This window comes from Petralouisia muris (assembly GCF_004793545.1).
GTDB classification, from domain to species: Bacteria; Bacillota; Clostridia; order Lachnospirales; family Lachnospiraceae; genus Petralouisia; species Petralouisia muris.
Window position 1 is genome coordinate 140821 of the sequence record NZ_SRYA01000001.1, and the last position, 20080, is coordinate 160900.

Here is a 20080-nt window from a genome sequence, read left to right on the forward strand (position 1 = left end):
CTATTCCAAGGGCACATAATCTTCTATTTCTATCTGTGAAAAAGTGCTCATTTTCTCATAAATATGTAAACTCATGTCCAGCAGCGGGAAAAAGGCCACGGCTCCAGTTCCCTCTCCCAGACACATATCGCACATCAAACTGGGAGATTTGCCCACTTCCTCCAGAACCATCGCGCCTGCCGGTTCTTTAGACACGTGGGAGGCAAGGATATAATCTTCCGCTTGAGGACACAGTTTCACCGCCAACAATGCCGCCACTCCGGAAATAAATCCATCGACTACCACAGGCATCCTGCAGGCTGCGCCGCCCAAATAAATCCCGGTAAGCCCTGCCAAATCCAGGCCGCCTACTTTGGCAAGCACATCTACGGGATCTTCCGGGTCCGGCTGATGCTTTCTTACAGCCTCCCGGATTACATGAATCTTGCGCTCCAGCCCTTCCCTGGTAAGACCTGCGCCCTTTCCAGTCACCTCTTCCACAGGCTTTCCCATTAAAACGCTGGCCACTGCGCTGCTGGTTGTGGTATTTCCAATTCCCATCTCTCCTGTGGCAATGATATGATATCCCTTTTCTTTCAATTCACAGGCAAGGGTAATTCCAACTTCAATTCCCCGCACTGCTTCTTCCCTTGTCATGGCCGGTTCCACAGCCATATTTTTCGTGCCATAGGCGATCTTTCTCTTTTCAACCCTTGGCGTATCGGTTGCCATTCCAATATCAATAGGAAAAATATCCGTCCCTGTATCCTTACACATAATCGCTGCACAGGATTTCACATCCAGAAAATTCTCCGCCACAATGGCCGTTACCTCCTGTCCAGTCTGGGTAACCCCTTCAGCCACCACCCCATTGTCTGCGCACATAACCACCAATGCTTTTTTCGCAAGCTTTATCCGTTCCGTTCCCTGGATTCCTGCAATCTGTATCAGGCTGCTTTCTAATTTACCAAGGCTTTTTAAAGGTTTGGCGATAGAATCCCACCGCTTTTCACAGGCACGGCCAGCCTCTTGATCCAAGGGTTGGATTTGTTTTAAACACTCTTCTAAATTCATATACCTTCCCATATCCTTTCTTTCTGTCTATCTTCCTATTACGGAATATCCCCCTCTATGCCTGTGAGGCTGCTGATTTCAAAATATTTCGCTGCCCTATTCTGGCTGCTGACTCTGGAATATTCCGCTGCCCTATTCTGGCTTCTGACTCCGGAACTCTCTGCATTTGTCCAAAAATCTTTCAGCAAATCCAGGATTGGAATAGTAATACAAATGGGGAAATCCTGCCGCATAATTTGCCCCGCCCCGGATACAGTCCCATTCCCGGCCGCCGAAAGGTTTTTTTCCATGGTATGACTGTCCGTTTTCCGTACAGTCAAAATAATGAAATTCATGAGCCCTGAGAACTCCTCCCGGCTGCAGCAGCTGTCCTTCCTCTCGGGCCGTCAGAGTAATATAACCAAAACGCCCCAGCTTTCCTGTGTAATGGGCCGTTCCCGGACAAACGCCCGCCATAGGCCAGGCCCTGCCCTCCAGATCCTCCATGGATTCCTGCAGATACAGAAAACCGCCGCACTCTGCCAGATAAGGCATTCCGCTGTTCAGACAGGATGAAATCTGACCGCGCATCTTATCATTGCCGCTTAACTCCTGCGCATACAACTCCGGATATCCCCCATATAATATCAGGCCGCTGATTCCGGAAGGAAGCTGCTTGTCATGAAGGGGGGAAAAAAACGCCAATTCCGCTCCCATCTGCTCCAGCAATTCCAAATTTTCCTCATAACAAAAACAAAAAGCTTCATCTCTTGCAATACCGATTCTGATTCTGTGGGAATCCTCTCCTTTTGTAGGATGCGCATTCTGCTCCTTCTGATTTTCCCTGGCTAATACAGGGCAGGATTTCCCAGCTGTTTCTCCATTTGCTTCCTTTCTTTTCTCCAGAATTCCATCTTCCGTTACAGGCAGAGGAGCCGCTTTGCGGGCGCATTTTAAGACTCCCTCTATGTCCAGTGTTTCCTCCAGCAATTGGGCGAAGGATTGCAGCCTATCCTGGATATCTTCTACCTCCTCCGGCGTCACAAGCCCCAAATGACGGCTTTCCAGCGCCAGTTTTGGCGCTTTCGGCACATATCCCAATGCCTTTACCGGCAGCGCTTCCTCAATCTTTTCCTTCATCACGCCATAAGAAGCCGGTGAGATCTGATTTAAAATTACCCCTGCAATCCTGCTGTCTTCCCGAAACTCCAAAAATCCCTGTATCAGCGGAAGAAGGGAAAGACTCATTCCCCTGGCGTTCACCACCAGAATCACCGGCGTATCCGTCACCTTTGCCAGTTCATAAGAAGACGCATAAGAAGTCACGCCGCCAGCTCCGTCATAAAATCCCATTACTCCCTCCAACAGAGAAATATCCGCCTGAGCTGCAGCCCTTTGGAACAACGTCCTGGTCGTTTCCTCACCAGTAAAAAACAGATCCAGATTCCGGGCCGGTATTCCCAGCGCCTTCCGGTGAAACATAGGATCAATATAATCCGGGCCGCATTTAAAAGAAACCGGATGCAGCCCTCTGTTTGCAAGCGCCTTTAATAATCCGCAGGTAATCAGGGTTTTTCCGCTTCCGCTGGCAGGCGCCGCTATCATAATTCTGGGAAATCCTGACTTCCCGGCCGCTTCACTTTTCCTACTCATTTACCGATTCTCCAACAGCGTTTCCGCCAATTCTCCATATCCATAAAGCTTCATCACACTCTGAATCCCGTCCTCGATTTCTTCCCTGGAATAGTTATGGGCCTCCAGAAAATCATTCTCCTTGGCATTGAGGTAATCATAAAACGCCAGCGCCAGTTCCAGTTTTTCCATATTCCCTTCCCTGTCCCAGTCATTTTCTTCCAGGCTTTCATACAGCATATTCTCCGCTTCATTAATTTTTCCTTCATCCGCCACATGGCACAGCCGATGGTAAAAATCCCGAGAGATTCCTTCCAGAAAAATTAATTCCTCCTCGGTTCCCTGATCTTTATGAAAAATCAACATGGCGATGGTCCGCACCATTTCATGAATCAGGCGCATCATATAATCCTTTTCAACCATAATATTCCTCCTGTCACTCTTTTCGGAACATCATAAAAAATACTGCCAAAAGAAGCCCACTGGACATCCAGATGGCTTTCTCTGTCAAAGCCATCGTCATAATTCCGCCCACGGCCGCCCCCAGAATAAAAATCCCGATATATCCATAATATAACAGACTTTTCTTCTTAGTTTCCTTATTTCCTGTAAAACGATAGCTGCACCATAATTCTGTTGCAGCCCGCAGATTTCCAATACACATGGTTGTGGCGTACGCACTTCCCTTTAATTTGCGGAAACTCTGCACCTGCATGGCGCACACAAAGGAAACCAGCATATTTGCAGGAAGATTCACCTGCCGGGGCATAAATCCCACCGCAAATAATGCCGCCGCCTCCAGCAGAATCACGATCTGCCGCCAGTGAATCCTTCCGGACTGCCCATAAAGCCCCCGAATCTTCTCGGCGGCATAGATTCCCATGGCAAAAGCAAGCACCGGAAGCAGATAGCGTATGCCCAGATACCAGTTTCCCATCGCAAAATTCTGTCCCATCAGCACCATATTTCCTGTCTGAGCATTGGCAAATACTTCATCCCTGCAATTGTAAGTATAGGCGTCCTGAAACCCGCCGGAAATGCATAAAAATGCAATCACAACTGCTGACTCCGACATCTGTTCCCTGCATTCCATTTTCTTTCACTCTTTCCGAAATCTATTTCTGCTTTTTCATATCTGCCTTATTCTGAAATTTTGTTTCTTCAATGATAAAACGATCATGCATCCCTTCTCCAATTTTGCCTGCCTCATCAAAGGCGGTAATCGAAAAGGTCAGCTTCCGTCCGTCTATTCCTGTCAGAACCGTCTCACACCATACCTTCATTCCCACCGGCGTAGGGGCAAGATGCTCCAGATTTAACTTTACTCCTACCGTGCCCATGCCCGGTTCTAAATGCTCTGACACGCTTTTCCACGCAGTTTCCTCCATCAGCGCCGCCATTCGGGGCGTTGCAAGCACATCTAAGGTTCCGCTTTTATGCACTTTTGCCGTATCTGTCTCTGTTACGGTAAATTCCTGATATCCTTTGATTCCTGTTTCCAGCATTTTTTCTCCTTCTTTCTTCTGATTTTGCAGCATCTTTCTGCATCCAATCGTTTTTTGCAGAAATAAACACCGCATACCTGACCGTTTCAAGTTTACCACAAAAAAAGTATTTTTGCCACCGTTACATTACCGGATATATTCTCCCATCAAGTATTTCACCTCTGCAAGATAGGAACTTCCAAAGAGATTTAGATGATTCAGAAGGTGATAAAGATTATATAAGCCCCGCCTCTTTGAATACCCTGGCTGCATAGGCATAACTTTCCTGTAAGCATCATAAAATTTCCGGGGAAATCCCCCAAAAAGCTCTGTCATGGCAATATCCGCCTCTGCATGTCCCACATAGGCTGCAGGATCGATCATCCATGCCTGGCCATCATTGCCTGTAATCACATTCCCGCACCACAAATCACCATGGAGCAGCGAGGGAAATTCCGGCTCTGTCAGAATGTCTCCAAGCCTGTTAAGAAGCTTCGGAATTTGTTCCTGTTCCTCTTTCTTAAAGTAATTCATTGCAAGCTGAAACTGAGGTTTTAGGCGGCATTCACGGAAAAAATCAATCCAACTGGCATAAGGCGTATTAATCTGTGCTGTGGCCCCGATATGGTTATCATGAGAAAATCCATATCTCCCGCCGGGAACCAGGCCTTTTGTATCAGTCTGATGCATGGCAGCCAGCCGATGGGCAAAAACCTCCCAATAATCAGCCGCCTGAGTCTTTCCCTTCATAAATTCCGTCATCAGAAAAGAATACTCATTTCCGCAGCCTGTACAGAACAGGCGGGGTGTAGAAACAGTTTCCGTTTCTGCAATGGCCTCCAATCCGGCAGCCTCTTCCAAAAATATGGATGCACGCTCCGGCGGGGCTGTTTTCAGAAATACCTCTTTCCCACTTTCCAGCGTCAGCTTGTAAGCGGCCGTACCTTTTCCTCTTGTCAGAAACTTTCTGCCGGAAATTCCGGCATTTACTCCAAATAAAGAATGAAGTGCGGTTTCTACTGCAGAAAACTGCCGGGTCTTAAGTTTTATATCTGCTGGAATCATTTTATCATCTCCTGCTATGATATTTGTACCTATAAGTCAAATAATTTACCAAATGGCATTCTCATTCCAAGAAGATATCCCACCTGCCTGCAGGGGGTATATATAGAATTGAGGGGTAACATAAATCAGAAAAAGAATTGACTTATTCTCATTTACAGAAACCATCTATATTGATATGAAAAACATGTTGCTATCATGCCGCAGACCAAGAGCACATTCACAAATATCCATAACCAATTTTTTCTAATCGTTTTTCCATTAATATCACGTATAAAATCAATCAATAGCCAAACTCTTCAAATACTCTTCTGATCCTTTAACTTTATTCTCTAACTCCCTTACAAGCAGCTTATTCTTTGCTAACTCCGACATGGTATCATTCGTCATTGTCTTTGTATAATTAATTCTTGCTATGTCCAAATTTGTATGGTCTTAAAGTTTTACAATTTCTTTACGAATATCTATTAATTTTCATCTTTATTTTTAGGTATATATCCTTCTTTTATCGCCTGCATATTCTGCGCTAACACATCTAAGCTTCCAATGTCAGGATCTCCGTCAATCAACGTAAGCGCTGGAAAAATATCAGAATAAAAATGACGAAAATTTTCTTTATTTCAGTTATAATATATTGTTTCCAGTCTTTTAAAAAAAGAGATTCTTTCCTTAGGTTCCCGTAAAATATCCTGCGACTTCGACAATTCTAATAAAATATCGTGCAAAGCATCTCTTTTTTCCTGTTCCTCTAATATCCTCATACACTTATCCTTTACTTCTTATCAACTCCTGCGGGATTACCTGAAAGTTCCCTTCCCCATTCCTGTAAATTAAGTCCCATGCCTTACCGCTGCTGTGCGTATCGCTTACCATATCCCAGGGATTCAACTGCCTCTTTTTCTCAACGATTGAATTAATAATTCTCGCATAATCCGGATCCAGCCTCACAGCATACCGCATTCTGATTGGCATTGCCCCAAACCCGCAGTATTGTCTGTAAACCTCCCGGACAACCGGTCCAAACTGCTACGCTTCAATTTCTTCTGGAAAAGCTTTAGTTCCCTGTTGTAAGAATTCTCTCTGCACATAATAAAGTATCTTTTGTAACTGCAGATTTGAAACAGGACATCTGTCCTCTGTACATTTATCAATAATATATTTTGCTATTTCCAATACTGAATACATGATATTTTCCCTTCCTTACAGGTATATTGATATTATTGCACAGAACGTACGTTCTGTCAACTGTTTTTTGTGATGAAATTCAGAAAACAGGCTGTTACGCTAATTATCATGATTCAAAAAACAGGCTGTTACGCTGATTATCATGATTCAGCGCAACAGCCTGTCTGTAAATTTTTCAGGAAATATCCTCCCACTTCAGCGGCATTCCTCTGGAAATATCCCGTTTCGCCTGTTTTCCCAGAATTTCATCCAGATATCTGGGCTGTATTCCGTACCCCGGTCGTACCGAACGGACGTTGCTTTCAGAAAAAGCCTGACCTTTTCTGATATCCTCTGCCGCAAACAGTGACCTGGAATAGCGTTTACTTTCTTTTTGTTTTTCCGTAAGTTCATATGTGACTGTCCCAAGGGCAGACTCCACATTCCGGATTTCTTTCACCATCCGCGCAAATTCCTTTGGCTCCATAGAAAAATCAGAATCCACGCCGCCGTCTTGCCGGGACAACGTCAGATGCTTTTCTACAACCTTTGCCCCCAATGCCGCTGCCGCGACTGCAACTTCCGTGCCGTATGAATGATCAGACAGCCCTGTCATACATTGAAATGTCTCCGCCATATGGGGAAGCACCCTCAGATTCATTTCCTGGTAAGGCGCAGGATATGCCGATGTGCATTTCAAAAGAATTACATCCTGATTTCCTTCCTCCCTGCAGGTTTGCAGCGCCAGCTCTATGTCTGACAGCGCAGCAATCCCTGTGGAGATTATCACAGGCCTGCCTGTCTGGGCGGCCCGTCGGATCAGAGGTATGTCATTGATTTCATAAGAAGCGATTTTATAAGCCGGCGCATTCAGCTGTTCCAGAAAATCTACCGCCGTCTTATCGAAGGGAGAGGAAAAACAAATCAGCCCACTTTCCTCTGCTTTTTGAAATAATTTATCATGCCAACTCCAGGGGGTATGAGCTTCCTGATATAAATCATACAAGATCCTGCCTTTCCACAACGTTCCTGTCTGCATTGCAAAATATTGATTCCTGCAGTCCATGGTTATGGTATCTGCCGTATAGGTCTGCAGTTTTATGGCGTCCGCACCGCTTTCTCCAGCCGCTTCTATAATCGCCAAAGCCCTGCCCAGATCCTGATTATGATTTCCCGACAATTCTGCAATGATAAAGGCCGGACTTTCCGCGCTGATTTTCCTGTTTCCGATTAAAATTTCCTGATTCATGATCGCTCCTTTGACAGCTCCAACACTTTATTTATTACAATATCCTGCTGTTCCTCCGTCAGCCCCGGATACAGAGGCAGGCTTATCATACGACTGTACAGTTCCTCCGCATTGGGGCAGTATACATCCTGATAGCCATGTTTTCGGTAATAGGGGTGATGGTAAACGGGAATATAGTGGATATTCACGCCAAAGCCAGCCTCCCGCAAATCCGCAAACACTTTATTCCGATCTGCTTCGGTAAACTGCAGCACATAGAGATGCCAGCCGCTTTCTGTATCGGGCAGCTGTTTCGGCGTCACAAGGCCGGGCACTCCCTCAAAAGCCCTGTCGTACCGTTTTGCAAGTTCTCTTCGCCTGGCTAAAAATCTGTCCAGCTTCTTGAGCTGGCTGCTGCCCAACGCTGCCTGAATGTCCGTCATCCGGTAATTATAGCCTAATTCCAGCTGTTCATAATACCAGCCGCCTTCATTTTTCTCCATCAGGGACTCTTCCCGGGTTACCCCGTGACTGCGAAACAACAAGAGACGCTGGTACAGCTTCTCATTGTCTGTGACTGCCATCCCTCCTTCGCCTGTGGTAATGGGCTTTACCGGATGAAAACTGAAAATTGTCATATCAGAATGCAGGGAACCGATTCTCTTTCCCCGGTATTTTGCTCCAAGGGCATGGGCCCCGTCCTCAATCACAAGAAGTCCGTATTTTGCGGCAATCCGATGTATCTCGTCCATCTCACAGGGCTGTCCGGTAAAATGCACCGGGATAATCGCCCTGGTCCTGTCTGTAATTTTACGTTCCACATCTGCAGGATCGATATTATAAGTCACTGGATCAATATCTGCGAAAACCGGCGCAGCGCCGCAGTAAAGCACACAGTTTGCCGAGGCGGCAAAGGTTATGGCCGGAACAATCACTTCATCCCCTTCCTGGATGCCGGCCGCAAGACAGGCAATGTGAAGCGCGGCCGTTCCGTTTGCGACAGTCACTGCATATTTTGCTCCCACATAGGCTGCTGTTTTTTCTTCAAATTCTGCGGCAGCCGGGCCTGTGGTGATAAAGTCTCCCCGCAGGATATTGGCTACCGCCTGGATGTCGTCTTCCTCTATGGTTTGATGTCCGTATGGTATGTACATGGCAAATACTCTCTTTCTGTTATACGATTATTTTTTCCATTTTTGTTCCTGGAGCGCATTTGAAAAACGCTCTGATTCAAATTCTTCTATAAACTCTTCTATCTGGTTTTTCATACATTTTACAATGTCCTCTCCTCTTTGGTACATCACAGACCATTCTACCGTTTTCTCTATTGCCTGTTCTATATTCCACACTGGCCTCCATTGAAATTTTTGCTTCATTTTGGAACAATCTAATTTTAGAAAATTTGCCTCGTGAAATCCTTTTTCCTTCCCAGCGTCCCAGTCCAATATTTCCCCTGTCCACCGCGCCCAAAGCTGACAAAACATGGTTACAATTGTTCCTGTTTCAACAGCATCTTTATCCTCCGGGCCAATATTGTAATTCCCTGCATATTCTTTCTGCCTGTATTGCGCCTGCCCGATCAGTAAATATGCCATTATAGCGTCCAATACATGCTGATACGGCCGGATAGAATTGGGATTCCTTACCTCTATTCTCTTTTGTCCATATGCCCCGCGGACACAATCAGGTATAATTCGATTAGCAGCAAAATCCCCGCCGCCAATTACATTTCCCGCCCGCACAGTGGATACCGCTGTCTGGCTTCCTTTAAAATAAGAATTTATGTAACTGCTTGTCACTAACTCAGAACAGGACTTTGAATTTGAGTAAGGATCATATCCGTTCAGTTCTTCATTCTCACGATATCCCCATTCCCATTCTCTGTTTTTATACACTTTATCTGTTGTCACATTTACAAAAGACTGAACAGAAGGAGTATGGCGAATGCATTCCAGCACATTCACCGTCCCCATTACATTTATCTCATAGGTATCAACCGGATTTTGATAAGCTTCATACACCAATGGCTGTGCCGCCATATGAATTACAATATCCGGCTGTGCTGCATAAAAAACTTCTTTCAATTTTTCCAGATCCCGTATATCCCCTGTTACAGAATTCATTTTCTCTGACAGTCTGCACAATTCAAATAAATTTGGTTCTGCAGGCGGCTCCAAAGCATATCCTGTCACTTTTGCCCCTAATTCCTTTAAAACTGCACACATCCAGGAACCTTTAAACCCTGTATGTCCGGTTATCAGAACTTTCTTTTTTCTGTAAAAAGAGCGATCAAATATTTTTTTCATCTCACTGTTATAATCCTTCATATTTTTCTGTAAACTCACGAAATGTCATCAATGCAGCATCCCGGTCTGACACTATCGGATTTTTTGTTTCCCATTTCACTGCAAGCTCTTTATCATTCCAGCAAATTCCGGTATCAAATTCCTTCTGGTATTTTCCAATACATTGATATGAGACAAGCGCCTCCTCAGACAAGACTTCGAATCCATGGGCAAACCCGGCCGGTATCCACAAACTTTTATGTTCCTTATCATCCAAAACCACATCCAGGTATTTTCCAAAGTTCTGAGAACCTTTACGAAGATCTACAACTACATCATGAATTTTTCCTCTTATGACACGCACCAGCTTAATCTGCGGCTCTTTCGTCTGAAAATGAAGTCCCCGGAGCACTCCTCTTCTGGAATACGATTCAAATTCTTCCTGAATTTCCACATCCAGCCCCCATTCGCTGAACACATCTTTTTCCAGGCTTTTTAAAAAGTACCCCCGCTCATCCTTAAGAAAAAAGGGAGTGATTATTTTTACTCCCCCCCCTAAATTTTGCACCTTAAACTCTGTCATAAGTTCCTCCATCCACATTTTTGTCATTTTTATCCCCGTTTCAAAATCAATCTCCGGCCTGAATCCAAGGCGTTCCATCTTTCCTGTGTCAAATTCGTTATAATTTAGCATAGCTCCCTGAAACGGCACTTTTCCAAACTGCAATTCTGATCTGCTTTCCAGGATTTCCTTCATCTGCAGAACAAAATGTTTCAGCGGAAACTGCTCTCTGTTCCCTATATAATAAGCAGAATTCTTCTCTCCCTTTTTTCCTGCCAGCGCTATTGCTTTTGCTGCATCCGAAGCATAAATAAAATCGTACATCTGCTCTCCATGCGTCAATGGTATCGGCTCATGGTTCAGCATTTTTCTTAACACCGAATTTAAAAATCTTTCTGAATACTCCCCAGCGCCATAAATATTGGAAATAATAAGATTTATGTATTCCATATCCTGATTTACCGCTGTCGTTTTCGCCATAAAATCCGCAGCAAGCTTTGCCGTGCTGTATATGTTCCCCATCCCCGGCTTTGTCTTTCCAATTGGAATGTATGACATTGCTTCATATTCCATGATGCTGCCTGCATTCACGAATCTATGGCACCCTAATCTCTTCGCTAACGCTACACAATCAACCGTATACTGAAGATTTTGAATCTGTAATCGGGAATCTGCTCTCTTTTGCCCGGATATGCCGCTCCATGCTAAATGAAATAAAATGTCCGCCCCTCCATCTGGAAAATCGCTCTGCTCCAATCTGCAAAACTGTTCCAAAGACGCCTCTGTAATCCTCACAATCCCATTCCATTCCGCCGGAACTTTCTTTTTGTTTTGCACAAGAATTGTTACCTCATCTTTCTGAGCCAGCAATTCATTTACCAGCCATTTCCCCACAAATCCCGTTGCCCCTGTCACTACGATTTTCATTTTTCTTCCCCACAGCTTCTTTTATCATTTTTATCATGTAATCTGTCATTTCTTCTGTCATTCCCGGATAAACTCCCACCCAAAAAGTATCCTTCATAATTCGATCAGTATGGATAAGCTCGCCTATCACACGATAGCCTTCCCCAGAAGCCCGCATCTGATTAAAACAGGGATGCTTCAGCAAGTTCCCGGCAAACAGCATGCGGGTCTGTATCCCATGATTTTCCAGATAATCAACCACTTGGCTGCGCTCTGTTCCTTCCCTGCATGTCAGTAAAAATCCAAACCAGCTGGGTGATGAATTCTCACAGGGTTCCGGGAGAATCAGCTGCCCCTGGCAGTCCTGCAGCCCTTCCAAAAGCCTTGCATAATTCTGCCTTCTTCTCTTCGTGAACTCCGGCATTTTATCAATCTGCCCGCAGCCAATGGCCGCCTGCAAATCTGTCGCTTTCAAATTATATCCAAAATGGGAATAGACATATTTATGGTCATAACCCAGCGGAAGCTCTCCATACTGTTTATCAAATCTATGCCCGCACAGGTTGTCCTGGCCGGCGCCGCAGGTGCAGTCTCGTCCCCAATCCCGGAAAGACCGGATACATTGATGCAGCAGCGGCTGATTCGTATAAACCGCCCCGCCTTCTCCCATAGTCATGTGATGCGGCGGATAGAAGGAAGAAGTGCCTATATCCCCAATCGTTCCTGTATATTTTTCCTCTCCATTTATCACATATGTGGTTCCCAAAGCGTCACAGTTATCTTCTATCAGCCACAACTGATGCCGAGCACAAAATTCCTTTACCCTTTTCAAATCAAAGGGATTCCCCAGGGTATGGGCCGCCATTACAACCTTCGTCTTATCGGAAAGAGCCTCTTCTAACTGACTGACATCCAAGTTATATTGAGGAATTGTTACATCAATAAACACCGGAACCACACCGTATTGGACAGCGGGCGCAACTGTAGTGGGGAAGCCCGCCGCAACTGTAATCATCTCATCCCCCGGCAGTACCTGGCGTTCCCCCAGCAAAGGGGAAGTCAATGCCATAAAGGCAAGCAAATTTGCAGAGGAGCCTGAGTTTACCAAAGAACAATATTTTACGCCTAAATACTCTGAAAACTTTTTTTCAAACTCTCTGGTATATCTGCCGGAAGTCAGCCAAAATTCCAGAGAAGCATCTACCAGATTACACATTTCTTTCTCATCATAGACTCTGGAAGCATAGGCAATACGATCCCCTGGAACAAATGCGTCTTTTTTCCTGTGATACACCTTATAGTATTGTGCTACCATCTGCAAAATCTCTTTTCTTGCCTGCTCTTCCGTCTTATTTTCAAACATTTTGTTTCTCCTTTAATCCCTCCAGGATTTCCATGGAGCCTTTCCCCGCTCCCACAGCTTATTCAGCTGATCCATCTCCCGTTTAGTGTCCATGCACTGCCAGTAGCCATCAAACATATAGGCCATAAGCTGCCCTTCTGCTGCCGCCCGTTCTAAAGGTCCTTTTTCAAACACAGTATCGTCCCCGTCAATATAATCAAAGATCTCCGGTTCCAGCACCATATAGCCGCCGTTCATCCTGGAAGCGTCATCTGCGCTTTTTTCCCGAAAAGACATAATTTCCTTTTCTTTTGTAATGTCAAGTACACCGAACCTCTGCTCCACATTTACCGCTGTCAGAGTTGCCAGCTTTCCATGTTCTCTATGAAAACGAAGCAAATCTGCAAGATTGATATCCGATACACCGTCCCCATAGGTCAGCATAAATGTTTCATTCCCGATATACTTCTGTATTCTTTTCACCCGGCCCCCTGTCATCGTGTTCAGCCCGGTGTCCACAATCGTTACCTTCCACGGCTCTGCCACATTATCATGCACTGTGATCTTTTTTCCAGACGAAAAATCAAAGGTAACATCACTGTTGTAAAGATAATAATCATCAAACCATTCTTTCACCACCTGCTGCTTATACCCGCAGCATATGATAAATTCATAAAATCCATAATGGGAATACTCTTTCATAATGTGCCAGAGAATCGGTTTTCCGCCAATCTCAAGCATCGGTTTGGGCTTTAGATGGCTCTCTTCACTGATTCTGGTTCCAAATCCTCCCGCCAAAATTACTGCCTTCATGTTCCGTTCTCCACCACAAAAGTATCTGTAATATCACTTTTTTCCTGTATTCCTTTTTCTTCTTTCTTCAGGTATTTCTCCCGGATCATCATTTCCACTTCCTCTATTTCTTTTCCCTGCTCAAATTCTTTTTCTATCTGCTGATAAATCAGCTTCTTTTGCTTTTGAACTCCCTGTGAATAGATTCGGATGATTCTTTCTGACTTCAAATACTTAAAAAACATTTTTTGCAAATCATTTTTTATTCCCACTTCATCTTCCCAGTCCAATTCAACTGGAAATTCTTTCAAATATCTTTCATGTTCTTTGTATACAAAAAAGCACAGTTCTTCCCAGGAATACAGCTCACGAAATCTGTCGATCTGATATGCTATTTCCAATAAAGCATACGTTTTTACACTTCTTATTATGAATATCCGGACAATTTCATATTTGCTTAATCCTATTCCTTTGTAACAGAAATCCACTGCGCCATTCTGCTGGGCAATTCTGATTTCAGGAAGCATATACCGACATACGGTATTGTCTACATACTCACTGCTTGTGGCGTCCCATAAAGGCAATTTCATCCAATAAAGTTCCGCATACATTCCCACAGTCATCATCAAAGGTATATGCGGATAATATTCCAGAAAAGCATTTCCCCTCATACTTTCAATCTTTTCCATTGCATGGCATTCCTTTAATATTTTCATTTGAAAAGTAATTCCCGTTACATAAGTCCTGAACATGACCATTTCCATTACTTCTCTTCCGGCATGATAAACCGTATCCTCAACCACTCTCCAGGAACTGAATTCAATCCCTATCCCAGCTTCCCAGAAAATTCCGCATTTCGGATTGGCCTTCAGACAAGTAAGATATTCTCCCAAATGCTCCAACAGCATCAGATCTTCATCACTGATCAAGACTGCATACTTTCCCTTCGTCAGTTCCAAGACTTTCATTATATTTGACGCAAATCCCTGATTCGTCTCAAATTCATGATAGACAAGCCTGGAATCCTGTATTGCTTTTATCTCCTGATATCCTTCTGTATTTTCCTCTGAGCCGTTATTGGACACTATAATTTCGATTTCACTATCATAAACGCATTGCAACAAATTCTGCACATTTTTCAGCGCAACGCTCCCTCTGTTATAGCTCGGAATGCAGACAGACAAAAATACATTTTTTCTCTCTTTCCTGCTGTCCAGCCTTTTTTTATGAAGTTTATGAAATAATCCAAGATACGGTTCAACCTCTGCTGCTGTAATATTTTTCGGAAGATAGAACTCTTCATATTGTTCAAACACGTCATACCACAGCTCTGTATTCTGAAAGACTGCTGCATTGGCAAGATACCGTTCACGGAAATGGGGAATTTTCAAGAAAGATGCAAATTTTCTTTCCACTTCGTTTAAGACAATATACACTGCATCCCATTTTTTCTTTTTCAATTCCGGAATCATCTCCCGGATATCCCAGATATCTGCAAACAGAATACTGCCAAACTCTTCTTCCTCACCCTGTACCGGCGCGTCCTCCAATTCAAAATTTCCTTTAAATACGCCTTCCTCTTTATCAAAAAGATAAAAATTCTTTTCACTGACTGGAATAAAATCTATGGCGCACGCTTCAAAAGAAACCTGTGTAATCCCTTCTCTGTCCTGAATAAAACTATTCCGAAATTTCTCCTGATTGGGCAGAATAAAACAATCGTAAATATTTGTCAGGATCTGTTCTCTCTCATATCCAAGGTTATATGCCTGTATCAAATATTTTATCGCTGTTTCATAATGTCCGTCTTCAAATAGTTCAATTCCAAATTTATAATATTTTTCTCCTTTAGACATCAACCCGCCTCATACCCTTTCTGTATACACTTCATATTCCTTTTGATAGCCTGCGCCTAAAAATGCCCGCTGAGACGCTGCATTTTCTGTTTTGACCTTCCCTTTTAAAGCTTTCACCTGAGGAAAATCTTTTTTTACCTGCTGAGGCAACATTTTAAGCATCTCCTGTCCATATCCTTTTCCCCGCTGCCCGGCGCATATGCTGTAACTGATTTCCGCTTCTTCGCCGGATACTGCAATGCGCGCCTGCCCAACCGGCGCTCCATCCCGGATATAAATGTACTCCCTTCTGTCTTCATCCTGTAAAAGCTTCTGATACCATAGCCTGTGTTCCTCATAAACAATTTCTTCCATAGAAAAAGAATTTTTCCTGACGCTTGAATCATTGGCCCACTCAAATAGCAAATCTGCATCTTCCCAGACTGCCGCTCTCAGATATGCATTCATTTTGCCACACCACTTTTTTCCAGCATCCGCTGATATTTTATTTCTGCAATTGCCCAGTCCTCCAGGGTATCTATATCCTGAACTTCACATTCCGGCACAAGGAATCCTCTGGTATTCCCTGTCACAAGCGTCTTCTCCCGCAGCAGAATCTCCGGCTTAAAACAATAAAACTGCCCGCTGTCATGGTACATGGTCTCAATATCCTGAGAACGTTTTGCTGCATATTCAGGATGATGATAAATTAATCTGCCGTCTCTTAGGTACATTCCCCGCATCGGCGGAAAAGAAAACGCAGTAACCGGAATCACCGCATCCGTCCTCTCTTCGTCCAAAAGATTCATTGCCTCTTTCAGCTTTTCCGCAGTAATAAATGGGGCGGTGGGATATATGCAGCAGGCCCGCTGGAAAACTCTCTTTCTCTTTTGATATTCTGTCAATACCTCTGCCAGCGCCTCCGCAGTTGTGGCATAATCACCGGAAGCATGTTCACTTCGCAAAAACGGAACCTTTGCGCCGTTTTTTACCGCAATCCCTGCAATTTCCTCATCTTCTGTGGATACCATAACCTCCTGAAACACTCCGGAATTAATGGCAGCTTCAATGGAGTATTCTATCATGGGCCTGCCGCAGAAGTTCCGTATATTTTTCTTTGGAATCCGTTTGCTGCCGCCTCTGGCAGTAATAATTGCAATTGCTGATTTTTTTAAATCCTCCGTACCGGTATCCCCCTTTCTCCCAGATATTCCTTCGCCTCTTTCGGCGTCTGCTCTGTAAAATGAAAAATACTCGCCGCCGCAACCGCCGACGCCGCCCCTTCTTTGACCGCCTGATACATATGCTCATAATTGCCGGCTCCGCCGGAAGCAATCACCGGTATACTCACAACATCTGTCACCATTTTAATCATTTCAATATCATAGCCCTGCATGGTCCCATCCAGAGAAACAGAAGTAAGCAATATTTCACCGGCTCCCGCTTTTTCCACAATCCTGGCCCAATCCTTTAACTGACGCCCTGTATTTTTCTGTCCATTATGGGAAAAACAGTAATAAACATGATCCACCTTCCGGCAGTCAATGCTTGCCACTATGCATTGACTGCCAAACATGTTGGCTCCCTGTGCCAGCAGTCCGGGATTTTCATAAGCGGCGCTGTTCACCGATACCTTGTCTGCCCCGGCCCTTAATAACTGTTTGATTTGCCCGATATTCCCAACCCCGCCGCCAACGCAGAAGGGCACAAAACATTCCCTGGAAAAGTCACGGATGGATTCATAATCAGGATCCCTCCCCTCTTTGGTGGCCTCCAAATCCATTAAAATTAATTCATCCACTTCCCGCATGTTATATACTTTTATGGCCGGCAAAACCGTATCCACACGTCTCCAGGCGTCAAAGCCGACGCCTTTTACCAAACCAACCGACTTGTACAGCAAGGTCGGAATCACACGAACCTTTAACATGAGTTCTCCCTTCTAGGCTACATTTTCAGAAAATTTCGAATGACCTGAAAGCCTGCTTTCTGGCTTTTTTCCGGATGGAACTGCGTACCGGCAATACATCCCTTTCCCACTGCGGACGTAAATCCGCCGCAGTAAGGAGTGCAGCACAGCACATGTTCCGGTTCTTTTGCCTGAAAATGATAGCTATGGACGAAATAAAAATTTGTTCCTTCCTTAATCCCTTCAAATAACGGTACCTCTTTCTTTTTTTCTATTTCATTCCATCCAACATGCGGAATCCGCTCCCCCTCCTTCGGTTCGAACAGGACTATTTCACCAGGAATATATCCCAATCCCCTGCACTCCTGCCCTTCGTATCCTTTCTCAGCCAAAAGCTGCATTCCTAAACAAATCCCCAGAACCGGAGTCTGTTTTTGCAGCACCGCGCGATCCAGTTCCTCGATCCAGCCCCCTTTTGCCAGATTCTCCATTGCATCTGGAAAGGCCCCTACGCCTGGCAGCACAATATGCTCTGCATTCCGCAATTCCATCGGATTGTCAATAATCCCGGCTTTTGCGCCGCATTTTGCAAATGCTCTCTGCACGGACAGCAGATTGCCCATGCCATAATCAATAATCACTGTTTCCATGCTTCGTTTCTTCCTGTGGATTATCATCGTTGGTTTTGGTCAGGTTTCCATGCTTATCCTTAATCAGATTTCCGTTTTTATCTGTCAGAAACAATTTCTTGTTTGTAAATTCATCACAGATATCAATAAATTCTTCTACCGTAATGTCTAAAGGCGCCAGAATATCCTCCAGGGGTTTGTCCAGATAAGTCCATCGAAACAGTCCATCCCGCTCTTTGACTATTTCCATCGCCTGCTCTCTTGTCATTCTGCCTCTGCGGATATGCATGGAGGCCTGATCTGAGGCCCGCCCAAAGCCAAATTTCAAATATTTAAAATACTCATGGATTCCGGCCTGATAATTGTCCAGGTTCTCATAATCGTCCGTATGGCCTTCCACTGCTTTTCCCCAGCTTTTAAAACCATGGGCTTTGGAAACCAGAACATTATGCAGCCCTTCCCATGGAATATAATATCCAAGGAAAATCCCTGTCACGCCTACTCGTTTTAACTCTTCATCACTGGGATAAGTAAAGGGGATCAAATCTTTTTTCGTAATTCCTTCCTGCCCGATTAAATCATTGACCCGCAGTCCCAGCATTCCTCCGAATTCTTCCAGCCATCTTCTGTCCAGCACATTATTCTCTACAGCCGCTGCAGGGCCTCCGTATTCATTCTGGGAATTCTCGCCCCAGATAATCAAAGGAATGTTAAAATTTACCGCCATCCGAACCGGAACCGTAAAAATGCTCACATGCTCCGGCCAGGAAATGTCTCCCACTTCCATCAATCCAATTCGGTTCAGCTTCCCCCGAACCACACGGTTTGTAGTCACTTCTATGTAGTCCACGCCCATATTCTTGATATTTTCAATATTTTCCCGCCCTATGGGCGTTAAATCACAGGTAGTGGCTGTTACACAGAGGGGATTCATTCCCATCTGCAACATGGTTATTACCTGATAGGTACTGTCTTTTCCGCCGCTGACCGGTATAATGCAGTCCCAGTTTGCCCCGTCCTTGGAACGGTAACGTTCCAGTATTTTTGCCAATTCTTTTTTTCTTTCCGCCCAATTTACCTGCTTCCTGTTCTCATAATTGCGGCATGCATTGCAAATGCCTTCTTCATCAAAAGACAAATGAGGCTTTGTACTTGGCAGGCAGCATCTTTTACAATATTGAATCATCTCTTTTTCCTCTCTATCCATGGTTCTTTACGTCTTTCAGCAATTCTTTCATCTGCTCCGCGCTCAGCCATTCGTCATTATTTCCCGAGTTATACTCAAAGCCTGGTTCCACGCGTTTTCCGCCTTCTTGGATCCTTCCCGCATCCCACCAGTCAAAATGGGGATACACGATAAAATGCTTCTCATATTCATAAGTCATCAGAGAATCCTCACGGGTTACCATCACCTCATGCAGCTTCTCCCCTTCCCGGATTCCCACTTCCGGCATTTCGCATCCCGGAAGGATTGCCTGTGCCAAATCTGTAATTTTAAAGGAAGGTATTTTAGAGATAAAAGTCTCTCCTCCTTTTGCCTCAGACAAGGCCTTTATCACCAGCTTCACGCCTTCATCCAGACTGATCCAGAACCGTGTCATTCGGTAATCCGTAATCGGAAGCCTGCGCTCTCCTTTTGCCGCAAGCTCCTGGAAAAATGGAATTACAGAACCCCGGCTTCCGGCCACATTCCCATATCTTACAATGGAAAAACAGACGTCTTTCCGGCCGGAGTAGGCGTTTGCCGCGATAAATAATTTATCCGATACAAGCTTGGTGCCTCCATACAAATTGATGGGATTGACTGCCTTGTCCGTAGAAAGGGCAACCACACGTTTCACCCCGCAGTCCAGCGCGGCGTCCACAATATTCATTGCGCCGTTGATATTCGTTTTCACTGCTTCCATGGGATTATACTCACAGGCCGGAACCTGCTTTAAAGCCGCCGCATGCACCACATAATCTGCGCTGTCCAAGGCCCGGTACAGCCGCTTTCTGTCTCTCACATCTCCAATAAAAAAGCGCAGCCTGTCCGAATATTCCCGAAATTTATTTGCCATATGGAACTGTTTGAATTCATCCCTGGAATAAATGATAATTTTCTCCGGCTGATAATGCTTTAATACAAATTCGGTAAACGCATGACCGAAAGAACCGGTGCCTCCGGTAATTAAAATTGTTTTGCCATTTAACATATTTCTGCCTCCTGCTTTGCGGT

At 44.7% G+C, this 20080-nt stretch carries 21 protein-coding genes; all 21 read right to left on the reverse strand.

The genetic code is table 11. From position 1 onward, the window contains the following. Positions 1–1053, reverse strand: coding sequence for a nicotinate-nucleotide--dimethylbenzimidazole phosphoribosyltransferase (gene cobT, locus E5329_RS00655; protein WP_135987655.1), 1053 nt, complete (start codon positions 1051–1053; stop codon positions 1–3). 132 nt (positions 1054–1185) lie between these two features. Beyond that, positions 1186–2685, reverse strand: a complete 1500-nt coding sequence (locus E5329_RS00660) for a cobyrinate a,c-diamide synthase (protein WP_135987656.1) — start codon at positions 2683–2685, stop codon at positions 1186–1188. Continuing rightward, the gene (locus E5329_RS00665; protein WP_135987657.1) at positions 2686–3087 is read right to left on the reverse strand and encodes a DUF6483 family protein; all 402 of its coding nucleotides are present in this window, start codon (positions 3085–3087) and stop codon (positions 2686–2688) included. A gap of 13 nt (positions 3088–3100) precedes the next feature. Continuing rightward, entirely contained in the window at positions 3101–3757 is a 657-nt protein-coding gene (locus tag E5329_RS00670; RefSeq protein ID WP_275442881.1) for a YoaK family protein, read from the reverse strand. Between the two features lie 22 nt (positions 3758–3779). Further along, complete coding sequence (locus E5329_RS00675; protein WP_330571865.1) at positions 3780–4202, reverse strand: thioesterase family protein; 423 nt, start codon at positions 4200–4202, stop codon at positions 3780–3782. 93 nt (positions 4203–4295) lie between these two features. After that, positions 4296–5213 (reverse strand): fructosamine kinase family protein, encoded by a 918-nt coding sequence (locus E5329_RS00680; RefSeq protein WP_135987658.1) that lies wholly within the window; start codon positions 5211–5213, stop codon positions 4296–4298. A gap of 762 nt (positions 5214–5975) precedes the next feature. Then, a complete protein-coding gene (locus tag E5329_RS30300; protein WP_275442882.1) occupies positions 5976–6182 on the reverse strand; it encodes a hypothetical protein in 207 nt (68 codons plus the stop codon). A 54-nt stretch (positions 6183–6236) separates the two neighbouring features. Beyond that, entirely contained in the window at positions 6237–6395 is a 159-nt protein-coding gene (locus E5329_RS30305) for a Panacea domain-containing protein (protein ID WP_275442883.1), read from the reverse strand. A 175-nt stretch (positions 6396–6570) separates the two neighbouring features. Further along, positions 6571–7623, reverse strand: coding sequence for a pseudaminic acid synthase (pseI, locus tag E5329_RS00690; RefSeq protein ID WP_135987659.1), 1053 nt, complete (start codon positions 7621–7623; stop codon positions 6571–6573). Then, positions 7620–8756, reverse strand: a complete 1137-nt coding sequence (gene pseC / locus E5329_RS00695; RefSeq protein ID WP_135987660.1) for a UDP-4-amino-4,6-dideoxy-N-acetyl-beta-L-altrosamine transaminase — start codon at positions 8754–8756, stop codon at positions 7620–7622. Before pseC ends, pseI begins: the two co-directional genes overlap by 4 nt. A 27-nt stretch (positions 8757–8783) precedes the next feature. Beyond that, complete coding sequence (gene rfbG / locus E5329_RS00700; RefSeq protein WP_168356471.1) at positions 8784–9908, reverse strand: CDP-glucose 4,6-dehydratase; 1125 nt, start codon at positions 9906–9908, stop codon at positions 8784–8786. A gap of 7 nt (positions 9909–9915) precedes the next feature. Then, on the reverse strand, positions 9916–11376 hold the full coding sequence (rfbC, locus tag E5329_RS30310) for a dTDP-4-dehydrorhamnose 3,5-epimerase (RefSeq protein ID WP_275442884.1): 1461 nt from the start codon (positions 11374–11376) through the stop codon (positions 9916–9918). Further along, on the reverse strand, positions 11321–12718 hold the full coding sequence (gene rfbH, locus E5329_RS00710; protein ID WP_135987661.1) for a lipopolysaccharide biosynthesis protein RfbH: 1398 nt from the start codon (positions 12716–12718) through the stop codon (positions 11321–11323). Before rfbH ends, rfbC begins: the two co-directional genes overlap by 56 nt. 12 nt (positions 12719–12730) lie before the next feature. Next, a complete protein-coding gene (rfbF, locus tag E5329_RS00715) occupies positions 12731–13510 on the reverse strand; it encodes a glucose-1-phosphate cytidylyltransferase (protein ID WP_135987662.1) in 780 nt (259 codons plus the stop codon). Beyond that, positions 13507–15345 carry a glycosyltransferase family 2 protein gene (locus E5329_RS00720; protein ID WP_135987663.1) on the reverse strand — a complete coding sequence of 613 codons (1839 nt, stop codon included), beginning with the start codon at positions 15343–15345 and terminating at the stop codon, positions 13507–13509. Before E5329_RS00720 ends, rfbF begins: the two co-directional genes overlap by 4 nt. Before the next feature lie 9 nt (positions 15346–15354). After that, positions 15355–15792 carry a GNAT family N-acetyltransferase gene (locus E5329_RS00725; RefSeq protein WP_135987664.1) on the reverse strand — a complete coding sequence of 146 codons (438 nt, stop codon included), beginning with the start codon at positions 15790–15792 and terminating at the stop codon, positions 15355–15357. Then, entirely contained in the window at positions 15789–16535 is a 747-nt protein-coding gene (gene pseF / locus E5329_RS00730) for a pseudaminic acid cytidylyltransferase (protein WP_135987665.1), read from the reverse strand. The genes E5329_RS00725 and pseF overlap by 4 nt, the downstream gene beginning before the upstream one ends. Further along, positions 16496–17254, reverse strand: coding sequence for an imidazole glycerol phosphate synthase subunit HisF (gene hisF, locus E5329_RS00735; protein WP_135987666.1), 759 nt, complete (start codon positions 17252–17254; stop codon positions 16496–16498). Before hisF ends, pseF begins: the two co-directional genes overlap by 40 nt. Positions 17255–17271: 17 nt before the next feature. Continuing rightward, a complete protein-coding gene (gene hisH, locus E5329_RS00740) occupies positions 17272–17883 on the reverse strand; it encodes an imidazole glycerol phosphate synthase subunit HisH (protein WP_135987667.1) in 612 nt (203 codons plus the stop codon). Further along, the gene (locus E5329_RS00745) at positions 17864–19069 is read right to left on the reverse strand and encodes an N-acetyl sugar amidotransferase (protein ID WP_275442885.1); all 1206 of its coding nucleotides are present in this window, start codon (positions 19067–19069) and stop codon (positions 17864–17866) included. The genes hisH and E5329_RS00745 overlap by 20 nt, the downstream gene beginning before the upstream one ends. Further along, positions 19062–20057 (reverse strand): UDP-N-acetylglucosamine 4,6-dehydratase (inverting), encoded by a 996-nt coding sequence (gene pseB / locus E5329_RS00750; RefSeq protein WP_135987668.1) that lies wholly within the window; start codon positions 20055–20057, stop codon positions 19062–19064. Before pseB ends, E5329_RS00745 begins: the two co-directional genes overlap by 8 nt. Between the last annotated feature and the right edge of the window lie 23 nt (positions 20058–20080).

Excerpts from the sequence above, each read along its gene's own strand:
- rfbF (WP_135987662.1), bottom strand. The coding sequence starts at position 13,510 with ATGAAGGCAGTAATTTTGGCGGGAGGATTTGGAACCAGAATCAGTGAA.
- hisF (WP_135987666.1), bottom strand. The coding sequence starts at position 17,254 with ATGTTAAAGGTTCGTGTGATTCCGACCTTGCTGTACAAGTCGGTTGGT.
- E5329_RS30300 (WP_275442882.1), bottom strand. The coding sequence starts at position 6,182 with ATGCCAATCAGAATGCGGTATGCTGTGAGGCTGGATCCGGATTATGCG.
- E5329_RS00675 (WP_330571865.1), bottom strand. The coding sequence starts at position 4,202 with ATGCTGCAAAATCAGAAGAAAGAAGGAGAAAAAATGCTGGAAACAGGA.
- hisH (WP_135987667.1), bottom strand. The coding sequence starts at position 17,883 with ATGGAAACAGTGATTATTGATTATGGCATGGGCAATCTGCTGTCCGTG.
- pseC (WP_135987660.1), bottom strand. The coding sequence starts at position 8,756 with ATGTACATACCATACGGACATCAAACCATAGAGGAAGACGACATCCAG.
- E5329_RS00660 (WP_135987656.1), bottom strand. The coding sequence starts at position 2,685 with ATGAGTAGGAAAAGTGAAGCGGCCGGGAAGTCAGGATTTCCCAGAATT.
- E5329_RS00665 (WP_135987657.1), bottom strand. The coding sequence starts at position 3,087 with ATGGTTGAAAAGGATTATATGATGCGCCTGATTCATGAAATGGTGCGG.
- E5329_RS00745 (WP_275442885.1), bottom strand. The coding sequence starts at position 19,069 with ATGGATAGAGAGGAAAAAGAGATGATTCAATATTGTAAAAGATGCTGC.
- rfbH (WP_135987661.1), bottom strand. The coding sequence starts at position 12,718 with ATGTTTGAAAATAAGACGGAAGAGCAGGCAAGAAAAGAGATTTTGCAG.
- pseI (WP_135987659.1), bottom strand. The coding sequence starts at position 7,623 with ATGAATCAGGAAATTTTAATCGGAAACAGGAAAATCAGCGCGGAAAGT.
- rfbG (WP_168356471.1), bottom strand. The coding sequence starts at position 9,908 with ATGAAAAAAATATTTGATCGCTCTTTTTACAGAAAAAAGAAAGTTCTG.
- cobT (WP_135987655.1), bottom strand. The coding sequence starts at position 1,053 with ATGAATTTAGAAGAGTGTTTAAAACAAATCCAACCCTTGGATCAAGAG.
- E5329_RS00720 (WP_135987663.1), bottom strand. The coding sequence starts at position 15,345 with ATGTCTAAAGGAGAAAAATATTATAAATTTGGAATTGAACTATTTGAA.
- E5329_RS30305 (WP_275442883.1), bottom strand. The coding sequence starts at position 6,395 with ATGTATTCAGTATTGGAAATAGCAAAATATATTATTGATAAATGTACA.
- pseB (WP_135987668.1), bottom strand. The coding sequence starts at position 20,057 with ATGTTAAATGGCAAAACAATTTTAATTACCGGAGGCACCGGTTCTTTC.
- E5329_RS00725 (WP_135987664.1), bottom strand. The coding sequence starts at position 15,792 with ATGAATGCATATCTGAGAGCGGCAGTCTGGGAAGATGCAGATTTGCTA.
- rfbC (WP_275442884.1), bottom strand. The coding sequence starts at position 11,376 with ATGAAAATCGTAGTGACAGGGGCAACGGGATTTGTGGGGAAATGGCTG.
- E5329_RS00680 (WP_135987658.1), bottom strand. The coding sequence starts at position 5,213 with ATGATTCCAGCAGATATAAAACTTAAGACCCGGCAGTTTTCTGCAGTA.
- E5329_RS00670 (WP_275442881.1), bottom strand. The coding sequence starts at position 3,757 with ATGGAATGCAGGGAACAGATGTCGGAGTCAGCAGTTGTGATTGCATTT.